The sequence below is a fragment of the Streptomyces sp. NBC_00286 genome (assembly GCF_036173125.1).
Taxonomy (GTDB): domain Bacteria; phylum Actinomycetota; class Actinomycetes; order Streptomycetales; family Streptomycetaceae; genus Streptomyces.
In genome coordinates this window covers 7,207,285-7,223,140 of sequence record NZ_CP108054.1, presented here as the reverse complement: position 1 = coordinate 7,223,140, position 15,856 = coordinate 7,207,285, and the positions used below count along the sequence as shown (strand labels likewise).

Sequence of the window (15,856 nt, the reverse complement as noted above, 5' to 3'; positions counted from 1 at the left end):
ACCGGGTTCAGACGTGGTGTTGGGTGGCCTGCAGGCAGTACAGCTCGGCGTACAGGCCCTGGCAGGCCATCAGCTCTTCGTGTGTGCCGGATTCGACGATGCTGCCCTGGTCGAGGACGTAGATGCGATCGGCGCTGCGGACGGAGAGAAGCCGGTGCGAGATGAGCAGCACGGTGCGGCCGGCGAACAGCTCCCGCATGCCTTCGTAGAGCTGGTTCTCGGCGCGGGCGTCCAGGGCGGCCGTCGGTTCGTCGAGTACGACCAGCGGGGCCGCTCGGAAGAAGGCGCGGGCCAGTGCGATGCTCTGCCACTGCCCGCCGGACAGGTCGGTGCTGCCCTTGAACACCTTGCCGAGGGTGGTGTCATAACCTTCCTCCAGCGCCCGGATGAAGGTGTCGGCCCGGGCCCGTTCGGCGGCCATGACGATGGCTCCGCGGTCGTCGCTGTTCTCGACTCTTCCCACGCCGATGTTCTCGGCGGCGGTGAACAGGTACCGGCCGAAGTTCTGGAACAGCACTGCGATGGACTCCCGCAGTTCGTCGGGGTCGACGTCGGCGATGTCCACGCCGTCCCAGCGGATACGGCCCTGGTCGGGGCGGTAGAGGTCGCAGAGCAGCTTGGCAAGGGTGGTCTTGCCCGAGCCGTTCCCGCCCACCAGCGCCACCAGTTCGCCCCGTCGCAAGGTGAGGGAGACATCCTGCAGGGCGGGCCGGCCGGCGCCCGGGTAGCGGAACGACACACCGTCGACGGTGATCAGGTCGAAGTCCCGGGGCGCGGGCCGGGTGGGTTTGCGCTGCTCGGCGAGGAGGGCCGGCAGCATGGTCCGGAATGCGCGGAAGTCCTCCAGGTACAGGGCGCTGTCGTACAGCTGGTTGAGACTGGTGGCCGCGGTGGACAGTGCTCCGCTGTACTGGAGCACGGCGAAGACGCCGACCGTCGCGGTGGCGACGGTGATCTGTCCGCGTACCACCAGGGTGAGCAGCAGTACGACGCCGAAGGCGACCGCCAGTGTCATGGCCAGCCCGCCGACCAGGTAACCGGGCAACGAGCGCAGGACCACCCGGCGCATCTGCCGGATACGGCTGTCGAAGAGCTCCTCGCCGCGCCGCCTGAGGCGGCCGGTGAGCCGGTACGAACGCACCTCGGCGGCCGATTCCCGGTTCATCAGAAGGCCGCGCAGATATGCGCGGCGGCGCTCGTCCTCGGTGAGGGCGACGATCAACTCGTACATTCCGCGCGACGCACGGCCGCTGGCGAGGACCAGCGGCAGCACCATGGCCCCGAGGACGGCCACCAGCAGCGGCTGCACGGTGAGCAGGACGGCGATGACGCTGGTGATCGTGCTGACCGAGCCGATGAAGAAGAACAGGCTCTGGGTGATCAGTGCCGGCCGGCTGGCGGCGCTCTGCGCACGGCTCAGCCGTTCGTGGAACGCGGGGCGGTCGAACTCGGAGAGCGGCACGGCGGTCGTCACGTCGAGCACCTTCTCGACGGTGTACCAGCTGATCCGCTCGGTGAGCACCAGGCGCAGCGCCGGCAGCAGGAGCGACGCGACTGTACTGACCAGCAGGACGGTGCCGAACAGGGAGAGGCTCGGTAGCAGCGCACGGACAACGGACTGGTCGGCGGTGAGTGCGGTCACGCTGTCGAGCGCGTTTCTGAGCAGCAGAAGAAGCAAGCCCTGGGCGGCCGTTGCGGCGATCTGCAGGGCCAGCATGCTCAGTGCCATGCCCGGCGAGGCCCTGACCACGAGGCCGATCGCACCCCCGAGTACGGATGGCAGCCGGCGCAGCTTCTCCTTGCGGGTCCCACTGCCCCGGGTGGCCCGGTGCCGCCCGCCCCGGTGCCGGCCGGGAGGTCCCGTGTGTCTGCGCGGCCGCTGATACGCACGCATGTCGGTTCCCCACCTCGTCACTGCGGTACGGGAGATGCACTGGGTCCTCGAGTGACGCCGCGGATATCGGGCATCTCTCAGCTGACAGTCCTATGCCGCCCTGCCTCGGACGAAGTCGATTCTCAACCAATCCGGGGATACGGACTCGAGGGATTCGTCCTGATTCAGGATCGCGTGCTCCAGGTCGCGCAGTCCGCGTCCCGGTTGCAGTGCGAGCTGTTCTGCGAGGTTCTTCCGGATTTTCCGGTATACCGCCAGTGCTTCGGCCTGGCGGCCCGAGCGGTAGAGGGAGAGCATCATCAGGCCGTTCAGCCGCTCGTTCAGTGGATATTCCGCCACCAGGCCGGCGAGATCATCGATCAGTTCACGATGCAGTCCCAGCTCGATGCCGATCTCCATGCGCTGCTCGATCGCGGACAATCGCTTCTCTTCGAGTCGCGCGGCCTCAGAGTGCATCATGAGCCCGGGAAGATCCGCTAAAGCGCTGCCCCGCCAGATCGACAAAGCTTCCTGGAGCAGTGCGATGCCCTCATTGAGGCGGCCGTCCGCCGCGGCCCGCTGACCGGCCCGGACGGTGCGGTTGAATACTCGCGTGTCCAGGTCGTCATCACGAACGGTCAGGGTGTAGCCGTACGCATGGGTCTCGATGGTGCGGCCGGGCAGTGCGGCGGCCAGTGTTCGCCGCAGGGCCGAGATGCAGATCTGTACCTGGCTGCGCGCAGTCGGCGGCGGCGTTCCGCCCCACACCGCTTCGATCAGCTGTTCCGTGGGGGCGACCCTGCCCTCACTCAGCAGTAACACCGCGAGAATGACCTTCTGCCGCCCGGAGCGCAGTATGAGCGGCCCTTGTTCGGTGCGCACGGACAACGGTCCGAGGAGAAGAAGCACAGGTTCCTGCACGTTTCTCCGCGCAGCGGCGTCCGAGGGCGATCGCGCATTTCCGGAATGCCCAACCGGGGCATACGGGGACGGGATGGGGATGGAGCTGTACCGGGGTGTGCCCCCGCCGGGTTGGGGAGCCATTCAACATCACCTTGACTGTGGGTGAGCAATTTCTGTGCCTGCTTGAGCAGCAAATAGTGGGCTCACGTGCGTGAAGAGTGAAGCGCGATTTACGCGACGGGCGTCTTCTTTGCAGGTGTGCAGACCATCACGATGGATCAGGTGGTACTGCAAGGCGCCGAGGGAAGGGCCTCAATAGTTGCGAGATTATTTCGATAAGTCAAGCTTTCACGAAAGAATCACGTCTGTCGAGGAGTTACTCACTCACGAGACGGTTACCGCTTCGTAAAGTAATTGTCGCTCCATAAATAGGTGCCGCGGCGGGTCTGTCGGCTCTCGGACCGCACCATGACCTGAATTCTTACAGAATGCTTACGCGTGGCACGGGCCTGCCGCGCCCGATGGCCGGACGAAAGCTCGGTGATAGCGGGTGGGGGCAGAATCAGGGCATTGGCTCGGCCCGGCCTGCGGAGTATCCGGCAAAAGTGGATAGTCCGGAGAAGGCTCCACAATGGCCGCCGGCCTCAGGATGTGGTCAAGGCGGGAAGAGGAAGATTCGTACCCCAACGGGAGCAGCGACCGAGTTCACCCGTTTCACCAGCGTAAATGCGTCGTCTCCCCGGTTGCCTGCTCCTCCTTTCGGAGTTCCGTTCTTCTTCCCGGTCCGCGCGCACTCGTGCGCTCCGCTCCATCAGAGACAAGCAAGACAGAGACAGGATCAGAAAAAGCCCAAGGAGGGTGAATCATGACGGTAATGGAGACCGACCTACTTGTCGGTGATTACGCCAAGACGGTCACCGCGATGACCCTGGCGCGCTGCTGGCGGGACCAGGCCTACCGAGAACGGTTCGTCCGGGACCCGAAGGCCGTGCTGAGCGAGGAAGGGCTGCACGTCCCGGCCGAGACGGCGGTCGAGGTGGTCGAGGACACCCGGGACGTGCTCTACGTCGTGCTGCCGCACGGGGTGGACGCTGTCGAGACCGCGACGAGCTGTCTGCGACAGCTCCTCCCCGAGCAGGGGCAGCGGGAGCTGCGGCTGCTCCAGAACACCGAGCACAAGCGGTACCTCGTGATCCCGGAGACACCGGAGAACATCGGGACGATGACTGAGCCCGAACTGACCACCAAGGTCATCACGCATCGGCCCGAGGGCGCGGCCGTCCAGACCACCGTCGAAGCGACGACCGTCGTGACCACGGTGGAAGTGACCGGTGAGGCCGTTGTCAACATCGGTGCCGCCGTCGAGGTCGTCGCCGTCGTCGTGATCGTCTGAGAACCGCCGGCACAGACTGCCGGCTCACCGTCGGCGCACGGCTGCCCCTCCGTGCGCCGGCGGTCCCCCTCCCTTCTCCCTCCCCCTCAGCTGTCCCTCGCACGTCCCTGCCGCACACCCGGAAGATCGGAAGGCACAGATGACCGCGACAGACGAGTACTTTCCCCTGCTCGGCGACCTCAGCGAAATCCCTCCCGACTACATCCGGGACGTCGCCCACACCAAACGTGTGCTGGAGCGCTGGACCATGGACCCCGCGTTCCGGGAGGCCTTCGCACACTCCCCCGCGTCGGCCATCGACTCTCTGGGCCTCCCCCTGAGCCCGGCGCAGATCCTGCCCATCGTGCCCCCGGAAGAGGTACCCCGCCACTCGGCGGAGCACGCGGCAGCGACGGCGGACCCACCACGGTCCACCCGGCGGTACGCGGCATTCATCAAGGAGAAGCTGGCCCACCGCGACCAGTTGTGCGCCTCGAACGAGGCCAAGAACCCGCAGATGGCAGCGTGGCGCCGACGGCAGATGAACCGGTGCGGCGGCGAGCTGGGCCACACCCGGGCCCGGGCCATCGTGCACGCCCCCGCCGCGTTCGAACTGGCCAAGGGCTGCTCCGTCGGCTGCTGGTTCTGCGGTGTCTCGGCGTCGAAGTTCGACCAGACCTGGCCCTACACCGAGGACAACGCCCTGCTGTGGCGGAACGTTCTGGCCACCATGGGCGACATCGTCGGGGATGCCATGGAGGGAAGCTTTCTGTACTGGGCGACGGACCCGCTCGACAATCCCGAGTACGAGAGCTTCCTGGTCGACTACCACCAGGTGCTGAAGGGCTGCCCGCAGACCACGACCGCGCTGGGGCACAAGAACATCGACCGCACCAAGCGGCTGCTCGCACTCGCCGAATCGCTCGGCTTCGGTGTCAACCGTTTCTCGATCATCTCGCTCAGCGCGCTGAACAGCATCCATGAGAGCTTCACCCCCGAGGAGTTGCTGCGCGTGGAGTGCGTCGCGCAGAACAAAGGGGCGTACGCGGCTCCCAAGGCCAACGCGGGCCGGGCCCGGCAGTTCGCCGAGAAGCGGGCGGACCAGCTGACCCCGGACGACACGAGCTCCACGATCGCCTGCGTCTCGGGCTTCCTGTTCAACATGGTGGAGGGCTCGGTCCGGCTCATCACCCCCTGTGACGCCGACGACCGTTGGCCGGAGGGCTTCTGGGTGGTCGACCAGCGCACCTTCGGCTCCGCCGAGGAGCTGCGCGACGTCATCGGCTCGATGATCGACAGGAACATGCGCACCAGCCTGCGCCCGGATGACACGGTACGCGCACGGTCGGATCTGCGGATCGCGACGGAGGGCGGCCGCCTGCACGTCCGGTCTCTCGGCCTGAAAACCGCTCTGCCCGAGCTCCCCGATGCCGAGGACATGGCCCGCCTGCTCCTGAAGGGCGGTGGCACCGTCCAGGAGTTCGCGCTCCGCCGCGAACGGAACTCGGGGGTTCCGCTGGCCGAGACCATGCTGCTGCTGGACGACCTGTTCGCCCTGGGGCTCCTCGACGAGGAACCCGAACCGCCGTCCACCGCTGTCTCCGTCACCCTCCAGACCTCGTGAAGACGGGCCTGACGAGCCGGCCTCAGCCCGATGAAAGGAACAGCGTGATGAACCGAACGGAGCCCACGGCCGCCGACGCCGCGCTCTCCTCCCGCGACTCCTCCTCCCGCGGCTCCTCCTCCGGCGGCTCCTCCTTCGGCGGTGTCTGCCTGGTGAGCATGCCGTACGCCTCGGTTTCCCGGCCCTCCATGGCGCTGGGTCTGCTGGCGGGGATCCTGGAGCGGGACGGGGTCCCGGTCACCACCGCCCACGCGAACCTGTGGTTCGCCGAGCGGGTGGGGCTGCCCCTGTACGACGTGTGCGAGCACCAGTCCCAGATCCAGTTGCTGGTGGGCGAATGGACCTTCGCGGAAGCGGCCTTCCCCGAAGAGCTCTTCCCCGGCGCGCGGGACAAGGACGAGCAGTACCTGGACCTGCTGGAGGCGTCCGGGGTCCCGGCGCCCTGGAGCTTCCCCGGCGGCTGGAGGGCGGCCCTGCGCACGCTTCGGCGGTTCGCCACCGAGTTCGTCGACGAGGCTGCGCAGCGTGTGCTCGCCACCGGCGCCCGGGTGGTGGGCTGCACCTCGACGTTCGAGCAGCATGTCGCCTCCCTGGCGCTGCTGCGCCGCATCAGGGAGCTCGACCCCGACGTGATCACCATGATGGGGGGCGCGAACTGTGAGGCCGTCATGGGCGAGGCGACCCACCGCTGCTTCCCGTGGGTGGACTATGTGGTCTCGGGAGAGGCCGACGGTCTGATCACCCCGCTGTGCCGTACGGTCCTGGAGCGCGGCTGGGACGTACCCGCGGACGAACTGCCCCGCGGGGTGCTGGGGCCGGCCCACCGGCTCCCCGACCCGGCGGGGCCCGCCGGACACCGGGAGAAGACGGCCGCGGGGAGCCCGGGCAGCGGGCCCCCGTTGCCCCGGGCGGTGTTCCGGCAGCTCGACTCGCTCCCGGTGCCCAACTTCCAGGGCTACTTCGACGAGCTGAGCCGCTCGTCCAGGGTGGGGCCGTACGTCACACCGGGACTGCCCCTGGAGACCTCGCGCGGCTGCTGGTGGGGGGACAGCCACCACTGCACCTTCTGCGGGCTGAACGGCAGCAGCATGGTCTACGACTCCAAGTCCCCCGAGCGGGTCCGGGAGGAGATGGCAGCGCTGACGGAGCGGTACGGGCTGAAGCGGTTCGAGTGTGTGGACAACATCCTCGACATGGGCTACTTCACCACCCTGCTGACCGCTCTGGCCCAGGAGAAGGACCCGGAGCGCGCCTTGTTCTACGAGATCAAGGCCAATGCGAACACCCGGCAGATCGAGACCCTGGTGGACGCCGGGGTGACCTGGGTCCAGCCGGGGATCGAGAGCCTGCACACCGAGATGCTGAAGCTGATGGACAAGGGCGTACGGGGCTGGCAGAACATCCAACTCCTCAAGCGCGGACGCCAGTTCGGACTGCGCATGAGCTGGAGCCTGCTGTGGGGCTTCCCGGGGGACAGCGACGCGTACTACGCGCAGATGGCCGAGTGGGTGCCGCTGCTGGAGCACCTGGAGGCACCCCAGGGGACGGCCCTTCTGCGGTTCGACCGCTTCAGCGTCTACGAGAAGAAGGCCCAGGAGCACGGCCTGTTCCTCTCGCCCATCCCGTCCATGCACTATGTCTACCCGCTGGCCCACAGCGACCTGGAGGACCTGACGTACTTCTTCAGCGACACCCCCGCGCTGGGCGTGCCCGACACCCTCCTGCGCCCCGTCCGGAAGGGGAAGGGCATACAGGCCCTGCAGGAAGTGGCGAACCAGTGGAAGCAGGCCTTCCACGACACCGTGCGGCCCGTGCTGGCGATGACCGACGTCGACGGTGAGCTGCACATCCTGGACACGCGACGGTGCGCGGAGCGGACCCGGATGCGGCTGACCGGGGTGGCACGCGCGGTGGTTCTCGCCTGCGACGCCGCCCCGCGTCCCGCCAAGCTGCGGGAGATCCTCCGGCGCGACCACGATCTGGACGTGGCGCAGGCGACGATCGACGCCGCGGTGGAGTCGCTTGTCGAGCGGCGCCTCCTGCTGGAGATCGACGACCGTCTGGTGACCCTGGCCATTCCCGGAACGATCCCCAGTCTGCCCACCGGCCGGGACTTCCCGGGCGGTTTCGTGGACGCATTCCGGGCCACGCAGGACTCGGCGCGGGCCAGGCGCGCCGAAGGCGCCGAAGACACGGCCCAGGGCGCCCCAGCGCTGGAGGAGCAGCGATGAACGCGGCGTTCCGGGGCCGGTGGTGAGCGTGCCCGGCAGCACCGCCGGAGTGCCTGTCAGCGTGCCGGCCGAGCACCTTCCGATCACCTTCGTGGTGGGAACCGGCCGCTGCGGCACGACGCTGCTGAGCCATATCCTCCACCGCCACCCCGAGGTACTCGGCGTCGGTGAGTTCTTCGCCGTGCTCAAGGCCGCCGCGCGTACCTTCCAGGTCCCCGCCGAGGAGATGGACGGAAGGCGATTGTGGGACCTGCTGACCACCGCCTCCCCGGAGATCGACGGCCTGATCGAGTCCGGACTCAAACCCCCGGAGATGTCCTATCCCTACGCTCCGGACGGCGCGGGGCGCTTCACACCGTCCGGGGGCGTACCGCTGATCTGTCACCTTCTGCTGCCCGTACTGACCGACGCCCCTGACACGCTGTTCGACCGGCTCGCGGCGGAGGTGCCGGCTTGGCCACGCCGCCCGGCGGCCGAGCAGTACCGCGCGTTCTTCGCCCACCTGGCCGGTCTGCTCGGCCGGAGAGCGGTGGTGGAATGCTCGGCCGGCTCGCTGCTCCTGGTCGGGCAGCTGCAGACACTGTTCCCCGATGCCCGCTTTGTGCACCTGTACCGGGACGGACCGGACTGCGCACTGTCGATGAGCCGCCACCCGGCCTTCCGCCGCGAGGTGCTGGCGCTCCAGGCGAGGGCGGCAGCACGGGACGTCGGCTTGGCGACGGCCTCCCTGCGGGAGATCGAGGACGCCATGCCCGACCGGTTCCGCGGGCTGCTGACGCCTCCGTACGACGCCCGGCGCTTCTCAAGGTGCCCTCTGCCTCTCGACACCTTCGGCAGAGGGTACTGGGCCGGCATGGTGTGCCTCGGCCTGGAGATGCTCGACGCCGTGCCGGCGCGGCTGCACAGCAGCCTGAGCTACGAGGAGCTGCTGACCGAACCGGACCATGCCCTGACCCGGCTGGCCGGATCTCTCGGACTCACCGCGCCCCCGGCCTGGCTGGCGGCGGCACGCGGCCTCATCGACCCGTCCCGGCGCGGGAGGGCCGCTGCCGAGCTGTCCGCCGGGGAACTCGACGCGCTGCGTGCCGCCTGTGCCCCGGGCACCGAGGCACTCGCCGAAAGGGGCCACGTACCTCCTTCCGTACCGGTTTCGCGCGCAGAAAGCCGGTGACCGGACAACTCCGTTCGGGATCGTCTGCGGCATGCGGCCACGCTCCCGCTCGGGGCCACCCGGCCACCTCGTGCGCCACCACGATCCAGCTCCTCCGCGCCGGCCGAACGGTGCCGGCCTCCAGGAGGACCAGTCGGCTCGGCCGGCACGGGACCGAGCGGGTTGTCCAGGGCACGGGCCGGGCTGTCCGGGAGATCGTCAAAGCCTCCGCGTCGCCGGCGTCAGCCTGTTCGACTCGATCGACCACACGGACCCCGCTTCGAGCTGGTCGCGCGGCGCAGCGGGCTTGGCACCGCTGCCAATCCGCGCACGCTGATGCGCCGCGAGATGGGCATCACTCCGTCGGCATACAAGCGTCGGTTCGGGCCTGAGGCGAATGGACGGCGGGGCATCCCCCTCCGGCACAGCAGGGGATGTTCTCCGACAGCTGGCAGGGCTCAACAGCCGTGTGGAGCAGCGTCAGTTGACCGTGGGCAGGCGGCGCGGATCGATGCGTTCCTCGGCTGCCGAGTCGCCGTCGCGCTTCACGATGTACGCCCCCTTGCCCGGCAACTCCGTGACGGCTTCCGTCAGTTCGGTGCCGCGGTAGACCAGGCCCACTCCGTCGTCGGTGCAGTGCGTCGTGGGGAGGGTGCCGCCTGCGACTAGGCGGTGTACCAGGGGCCGGCGGCCTGGGTCGGTGTCGTAGTGGACGCCGTTGCCGTACGGGAGGAAGCCCAATGCGTTGGTGAGCGGGCGGAGTTCGGGGCCGAAGGAGTCCGTGGTGCCGCCCTGGAACCAGCAGATCGAGCCCGCGCTGACGCCGCTGAGGACGACGCCCGCGCGCCAGGCACGGCGGAGGATGTCGTCCAGGCCGTGTACCCGCCATACCGCGAGGAGATTCGCCACCGAGCCACCCATGACCCAGACGACGTCCTGGTCGAGGACGGTGGCCTCCACGTCGTCGTGGTTGGGCATCGGGAAGAGCTGGAGGGGCGTGAGGTCGAAGCCCGCCACGCGTGCGGCCTCGGACATGCGGGCGGTGAAGTGTTCGGCGTCGCCTATCGCCGTGCCCACGTACAGGACGCGGGGGCGGCGGCCGTGGGCGCCCGAGAGTTCGACCGCGTGATGGACCAGGGCGTCGAACATCACCATGGTCCGGCCGGCGCCGGCTCGATGGCCGCCGGAGGTGGCGAGGATGGTGGGCTCCGGCCCGTTCACGGGAGAAGGGGGAGGGGGCGTCGTGGGGGCGGTCATAGCAGGGGATCCTAACGACCCTAACTGCCCACGTCAGAGCGGCAGTTAGTCGTTCTCCTCCGGGTCCCAGTCCAGCAGCCGTACCTTCGCCACCGTGCGGACATGGCGTCGCATCGCCGTGGCCGCCTGGCTCGGGCGGCGGTCGGCGATCGCGTCAAGGATCGCGTGGTGCTGGGCCAGGGAGCGGCTGGGGCGGCCGGGCTGGCGGAGGGATTCGTTGCGGCTCTCGGTGATCTGGTCGGCGATGGAGCGCATGAACTCGGCGAGGATGCTGCTGTGGGCCGCCGCCGTGACCGCGGCGTGGAAGAGCCGGTCGCCCTCCACTCCGGGGGCGCCCTCCTCGATCTCGCGCTCCATGTGGTCGAGGGCCGCGCGGAGGGCGGCGAGATCGTCGTCCGTGCGGCGCTCGGCGGCGAGTTCGGCGAGCTTGGTCTCCAGGGCCTCGCGGGCTTCGAGTACGTCGGGCAGGCGCCGGCGGCGTTCGACGAGCCGCTCGACGGGCTCGACGTCGAGGCTGTCGCGCACCAGGTACGTACCGCCGCCGTGCCGGGCCTCGACCAGGCCCTGGACCTCCAGGACCACGATGGCCTGCTTCACCGAGGCGCGGCTGACGCCGAGGCGGGCCGCCAGGTCGCGCTCGGGTGGCAGACGGTCACCGGCGCACAGACCCCCCTCGGCGACGTACTGGCGCAACCGTTCCAGCACCTGCTCGTACAGGCGCTGTTTCGTCATGGGGCGCAAGGCTTCGGTCATGGGGTCCCCCTTCGTCGGGAGCGTAACACCGTGGAGCCAGTGGTCCACTGGCTGAGCCAATTCCTGCGCGACCCCTTGACGTGTGCCCGGGTCGCGCCCACGCTGTCCAGCGTCCGAAGTGGTTCAGCCACTTGGCCAATCCGCCAGCCCTCCGCCAGCCCTCTATGCCGCTCCGGGGCCCAAAGACGGGAGCCCGTATGTCCGCCGAACTGATATCGATCCTCGTACTCGTCGTGGTGTTCGTGATCGCCACGACCCGCTCCATCAACATGGGCGCCCTCGCCTTCGCCGCCGCGTTCGGCGTCGGCGAACTCGTCGCCGAATTGAACGCCGACGAAATCTTCGCCGGCTTCCCCGGCGACCTCTTCGTCGTGCTCGTCGGCGTGACGTACCTGTTCGCGATCGCCCGCGCCAACGGCACCACCGACTGGCTGGTGCACGCCTCGATCCGGCTCGTACGCGGCCGGGTCGCGCTCATCCCCTGGGTGATGTTCGTGATCACGGGGGCGCTGACCGCGATCGGTGCGGTCAGTCCGGCCGCGGTCGCCATCGTGGCGCCGATCGCGCTGAGTTTCGCGGCGCGGTACGGGATCAGTCCGCTGCTGATGGGCGCGATGGTGGTGCACGGGGCGCAGGGCGGCGGCTTCTCGCCGATCAGCATCTACGGGTCGATCGTCAACGGGATCGTGGAACGGGAGGATCTGCCGGGCAACGAGATCACCCTCTTCCTGGCCTCCCTCTTCGCCAACCTGGTCATCGCGGGTGTGGTCTTCGTGCTCTTCGGCGGGCTGAAGCTGTGGGCGCAGGGGGCGGTGCCGCTGGACGGGACCTCCAAGGCCGCGTCCAAGGATGCTTCTGACAAGGGCGACCTTCCGGAGGGCGGTTCCGGCCCGCAGCCCGCAGGTACCGCCTCCGGCACGGGAACCGGCACCGGGACAGGGACCGGCACTGGCACTGGAACTGGCACCAAGACCGCCGTAGCCACCCGCCCCGACGCACCCACCAAGCCCGACACCACCCGCCTCACCCCGGCCCGGATCGCCACGCTCACCTCCCTCGTGGCCCTCGTCGTCGCCGTCCTCGCCTTCGACCTGGACGCCGGTCTGACCGCGATCACCCTCGCCGTCGCGCTGAGCACCGTCTGGCCGGAGGACAGCCGCAAGGCGGTCGGCCAGATCGCCTGGTCGACGGTGCTGCTGATCTGCGGTGTGCTCACCTACGTCGGTGTCCTGGACGAGATGGGCACCATCACCTGGTCCGGCGAGGGCGTCAGCGACATCGGCGTCCCGCTGCTGGCCGCGGTCCTGCTCTGCTACATCGGCGCGATCGTCTCCGCCTTCGCCTCGTCCGTCGGGATCATGGGCGCCCTGATCCCGCTCGCCGTGCCCTTCCTCGCGCAGGGCGAGATCGGGGCCATCGGCATGGTGTGCGCGCTGGCCGTGTCGGCGACGGTCGTGGACGTAAGCCCCTTCTCGACGAACGGCGCGCTGGTGCTGGCCGCGGCACCGGACGTCGACCGCGAGCGTTTCTTCCGGCAGCTGATGGTGTACGGAGGGATCGTGGTGGCGGTGGTACCCGCGGTGGCGTGGCTGGTGATGGTGGTGCCGAACTGGGGATGACCTCGGGGTGGCTCGGGGCTGACCTGTGGTTTCCCCGGAGAGCACCTGAGGATGCCGACGACGCCATGAGTGACGTACGGCCATGAATGACGCACCCGCCCATCAGCCACGTACCGACGAACGACCAAGGAGTACGACGCGTGTCCCCTCTCTTCCCGGCCCTGACCGAGGCCCTGACGGATCCGGACGGACCCCGTGCGCACCGGCCGGCCCTGCGCTTCGGCGACCGTTCCCTGACGTACGGCGAGCTGGCCGCCGTGGCCGCGCCCCTGGCCGGGCGCCTCGCGGGAGCGGGCCGGATCGCCGTCTGGGCCACGCCCACCCTGGAGACCGCGGTCGCCGTGGTCGCCGCGCTGCTGGCCGGCGTCCCCGCCGTACCGCTCAACCCGAAGTCGGGCGAGAGCGAGCTGGGGCACATCGTGTCGGACAGCGCGCCGACACTGGTGCTTGCGGGGGCGGCTGATCAACTCCCTTCTGCACTGGGCGAGTTGGGTCGGATCGACGTCGACGTACGAGCCTCGGGGGCGACCAACGCACCCGAAGACCCCACCCCCGAATCCCCCGCCCTGATCGTCTACACCTCCGGCACGACCGGCCCGCCCAAGGGCGCCGTCATCCCCCGCCGGGCCATCGCCGCCACGCTGGATGCCCTCGCGGACGCCTGGCAGTGGACCGGCGACGACGTACTCGTGCACGGCCTCCCCCTCTTCCACGTGCACGGCCTGATCCTCGGCATCCTCGGCCCGCTGCGTCGCGGCGGATCGGTCCGACACCTGGGCAGGTTCGAAACGGCAGGTGTGGCAAGGGAGTTGACCGAGGGCGCCACGATGTTGTTCGGGGTGCCGACGATGTACCACCGGATCGCGGAGGCGCTGCCCGACGACCCATCTCTCGCGAAGTCGCTGGGCAAGGCGCGGCTGCTGGTGTCGGGGTCGGCGGCGTTGCCCGTGCACGACCACGAGCGGATCGCAGCGGCGACGGGGCGGCGCGTCATCGAGCGGTACGGGATGACGGAAACCCTGATGAACACCAGTGTCCGTGCGGACGGGGAGCCGCGCGCGGGCACGGTCGGCGTCCCGCTGCCGGGCGTGGAACTGCGGCTGACGGAGGACGACGGGGTGACGGCCGTCGATGCGTACGACGGGGAGACGGTGGGGGAGATCCAGGTCCGCGGGCCGAACCTCTTCACCGAGTACCTGAACCGGCCGGATGCGACGGCGGAGGCGTTCACGGAGGACGGCTGGTTCCGCACGGGTGACATGGCGGTGCGCGACCCCGACGGCTACGTACGCATCGTCGGCCGCAAGGCCACCGACCTCATCAAGAGCGGCGGCTACAAGATCGGGGCGGGCGAGATCGAGAACGCGCTTCTGGAACACCCCGGCGTGCGCGAGGCAGCGGTGACAGGTGAGCCGGACGCGGACCTCGGCGAGCGGATCGTGGCGTGGATCGTGCCGGACACAGGCACAGACCCAGACTCGGACCTGGAATCGGCTCAATCGCCGCCGTCCGCCGAGGAGTTGGCGGACCATGTGGCCCGTCGCCTGGCCCCGCACAAGCGACCGCGCACGGTCCGCTACCTCGACGCCCTGCCCCGCAACGACATGGGCAAGATCATGAAGCGCGCGCTGCCTCATGACTGACGGCCGGAGGTTCACCGCTCGCGAGGCGATCGGTCTCGTGGCCGACGGTTTCAGGGAACTCCCGGTCAAGGCAGGCGCGTACGCACCCGACGGCCCGTTGTCCTGGCAGGGCTACGACGCCTCTCGCGCCCGTGCCGCCGAGCGCACCGGCGAGGAGGAGTCCGTCGTCTGTGGCAGGGCCATGGTCGGTACGACTTCCGCCGTGCTGATCTCCTTCGAGTTCGGTTTTCTGGGCGGGTCGCTCGGGGAGCGCACCGGGGACCGGCTGGAGGCGGCGTACACGTACGCGCGTGAGCACCGCCTCCCCGTCGTGTCCCTCGTCGCGACGGGCGGCAGCCGGATGCAGGAGGGCATGCGCGCGCTGGTCCAACTCCAGCGCGTGGCACGGCAGTCGGCGCTCACGCGCGAGGCTGGCCTGCCGCAGCTCGCGGTCCTGCGGGACCCGACGACGGGCGGCGGCTGGGCCACGCTGGGCGCGGGCGCCGACGTGATCCTCGCGCTGCCGGGCGCCCAGGTCGGTTTCGCGGGCTCCCGGGTACGTCCGCCGGACGCGGACCCGGCGGCGTACACGGCGGAGGCGCAACTGGCGGTGGGTTCGATCGACGCGGTGGTTCCTCCGGAGGAGCTGCCCGACGTATTGAAGCTCTGGTTGCGGCTGCTGACTCGCCCGTCGACGACGCCCGCCCCTCCCCCGCCCGCACTGGGCCGGGCCGACCTCCCGGCCACCGGCCGCGAGGCGGTCGACAACGCTCGCTCTCCTCAACGTCCCCGAGCCCAGGCCTACTTGGACGCGTACTTCACCGACCGCGTGTCGATCACCGGCGACCGCACGGGCGGCGGCCCCGGCACCGGCACCGAGGACCCCGGAATGCTCTGCGGCTTCGGCGTACGGGCGGAGGACGGCCGTACGATCGCGTACGCCGCCCAGACCGGCACCGCCACCCGCCCCACCGGCTACCGCACCGCCGCCCGCCTGATCCGCCTGGCGGACCAACTCGGCATCCCCGTACTGACGTTGGTCGACACCCCGGGCGCCGCCAACGACGCGGAGGCGGAACGCCAGGGCGCAGGCGCGGCGATAGCGGAACTGTTCGCCGCCGTGGCCTCCTCCCGCACCCCCCTCACCACCCTCCTGATCGGCGAGGGCGGTTCGGGCGGCGCCCTCGCCCTCTCCGCCCCCGACAACACCTGGGCCACACCGGACAGTTACTTCTCGGTGATAGCCCCGGAGCTGGCCGCGGCGATCCTCAAACGCACGCCGGACCAAGTGACGGAAACGGCGGACGAACTACGGATCCGGCCACAGGACTTGGTGGAGCTGGGGGTGGTGAAGGGGGTCGTGAAAGGGGTTGTGAAAGGGGTTGTGAAGGGTGTTGCGGGCTGAGAAAACCGCAACAAGCCGCGACAACCACAAGTACGTCCGTGACAATG

Annotated in this window: 11 protein-coding genes and 1 pseudogene; 8 read left to right on the top strand and 4 right to left on the bottom strand. The window is 69.4% G+C overall.

The features are described 5' to 3' along the window. Positions 1 to 7: 7 nt before the first annotated feature. Positions 8 to 1,894, bottom strand: a complete 1,887-nt coding sequence (locus tag OHT21_RS32775; RefSeq protein WP_328771876.1) for an ABC transporter ATP-binding protein — start codon at positions 1,892 to 1,894, stop codon at positions 8 to 10. Positions 1,895 to 1,984: 90 nt separating this feature from the next. Beyond that, a complete protein-coding gene (locus tag OHT21_RS32770; RefSeq protein WP_328774308.1) occupies positions 1,985 to 2,755 on the bottom strand; it encodes an AfsR/SARP family transcriptional regulator in 771 nt (256 codons plus the stop codon). A gap of 886 nt (positions 2,756 to 3,641) precedes the next feature. Here OHT21_RS32770 and OHT21_RS32765 point away from each other — a divergent pair. The 5 genes and pseudogenes from OHT21_RS32765 to OHT21_RS32745 all read left to right on the top strand — a co-directional run. Beyond that, positions 3,642 to 4,169, top strand: coding sequence for an NHLP leader peptide family RiPP precursor (locus tag OHT21_RS32765; protein ID WP_328771875.1), 528 nt, complete (start codon positions 3,642 to 3,644; stop codon positions 4,167 to 4,169). Between the two features lie 139 nt (positions 4,170 to 4,308). After that, complete coding sequence (locus OHT21_RS32760; protein ID WP_328771874.1) at positions 4,309 to 5,772, top strand: radical SAM family RiPP maturation amino acid epimerase; 1,464 nt, start codon at positions 4,309 to 4,311, stop codon at positions 5,770 to 5,772. Between the two features lie 47 nt (positions 5,773 to 5,819). After that, positions 5,820 to 8,003 (top strand): RiPP maturation radical SAM C-methyltransferase, encoded by a 2,184-nt coding sequence (locus tag OHT21_RS32755; RefSeq protein ID WP_328771873.1) that lies wholly within the window; start codon positions 5,820 to 5,822, stop codon positions 8,001 to 8,003. A 28-nt stretch (positions 8,004 to 8,031) separates the two neighbouring features. Continuing rightward, positions 8,032 to 9,174, top strand: a complete 1,143-nt coding sequence (locus OHT21_RS32750; RefSeq protein ID WP_328771872.1) for a sulfotransferase — start codon at positions 8,032 to 8,034, stop codon at positions 9,172 to 9,174. A 252-nt stretch (positions 9,175 to 9,426) separates the two neighbouring features. After that, positions 9,427 to 9,549 (top strand): annotated as a pseudogene (locus OHT21_RS32745) (AraC family transcriptional regulator); the annotation flags it as partial. An 84-nt stretch (positions 9,550 to 9,633) separates the two neighbouring features. Here OHT21_RS32745 and OHT21_RS32740 read toward each other — a convergent pair. Next, the gene (locus OHT21_RS32740; protein WP_328771871.1) at positions 9,634 to 10,374 is read right to left on the bottom strand and encodes a peptidase E; all 741 of its coding nucleotides are present in this window, start codon (positions 10,372 to 10,374) and stop codon (positions 9,634 to 9,636) included. 81 nt (positions 10,375 to 10,455) lie between these two features. Next, positions 10,456 to 11,163: a FadR/GntR family transcriptional regulator gene (locus OHT21_RS32735; protein ID WP_328771870.1), complete on the bottom strand. Its 708-nt coding sequence runs from the start codon at positions 11,161 to 11,163 to the stop codon at positions 10,456 to 10,458. Between the two features lie 197 nt (positions 11,164 to 11,360). Between OHT21_RS32735 and OHT21_RS32730 the strand changes: the two genes are divergently transcribed. The 3 genes from OHT21_RS32730 (at position 11,361) to OHT21_RS32720 (ending at position 15,809) form a co-directional block, all read left to right on the top strand. Beyond that, entirely contained in the window at positions 11,361 to 12,782 is a 1,422-nt protein-coding gene (locus OHT21_RS32730) for an SLC13 family permease (protein ID WP_328771869.1), read from the top strand. A 140-nt stretch (positions 12,783 to 12,922) separates the two neighbouring features. Next, complete coding sequence (locus OHT21_RS32725) at positions 12,923 to 14,425, top strand: acyl-CoA synthetase (RefSeq protein ID WP_328771868.1); 1,503 nt, start codon at positions 12,923 to 12,925, stop codon at positions 14,423 to 14,425. Further along, a complete protein-coding gene (locus tag OHT21_RS32720; protein WP_328771867.1) occupies positions 14,418 to 15,809 on the top strand; it encodes a carboxyl transferase domain-containing protein in 1,392 nt (463 codons plus the stop codon). The genes OHT21_RS32725 and OHT21_RS32720 overlap by 8 nt, the downstream gene beginning before the upstream one ends. Positions 15,810 to 15,856 lie beyond the last annotated feature (47 nt).

Excerpts from the sequence above, each read along its gene's own strand:
- OHT21_RS32775 (WP_328771876.1), bottom strand. The coding sequence starts at position 1,894 with ATGCGTGCGTATCAGCGGCCGCGCAGACACACGGGACCTCCCGGCCGG.
- OHT21_RS32765 (WP_328771875.1), top strand. The coding sequence starts at position 3,642 with ATGACGGTAATGGAGACCGACCTACTTGTCGGTGATTACGCCAAGACG.
- OHT21_RS32760 (WP_328771874.1), top strand. The coding sequence starts at position 4,309 with ATGACCGCGACAGACGAGTACTTTCCCCTGCTCGGCGACCTCAGCGAA.
- OHT21_RS32755 (WP_328771873.1), top strand. The coding sequence starts at position 5,820 with ATGAACCGAACGGAGCCCACGGCCGCCGACGCCGCGCTCTCCTCCCGC.
- OHT21_RS32735 (WP_328771870.1), bottom strand. The coding sequence starts at position 11,163 with ATGACCGAAGCCTTGCGCCCCATGACGAAACAGCGCCTGTACGAGCAG.
- OHT21_RS32730 (WP_328771869.1), top strand. The coding sequence starts at position 11,361 with ATGTCCGCCGAACTGATATCGATCCTCGTACTCGTCGTGGTGTTCGTG.
- OHT21_RS32720 (WP_328771867.1), top strand. The coding sequence starts at position 14,418 with ATGACTGACGGCCGGAGGTTCACCGCTCGCGAGGCGATCGGTCTCGTG.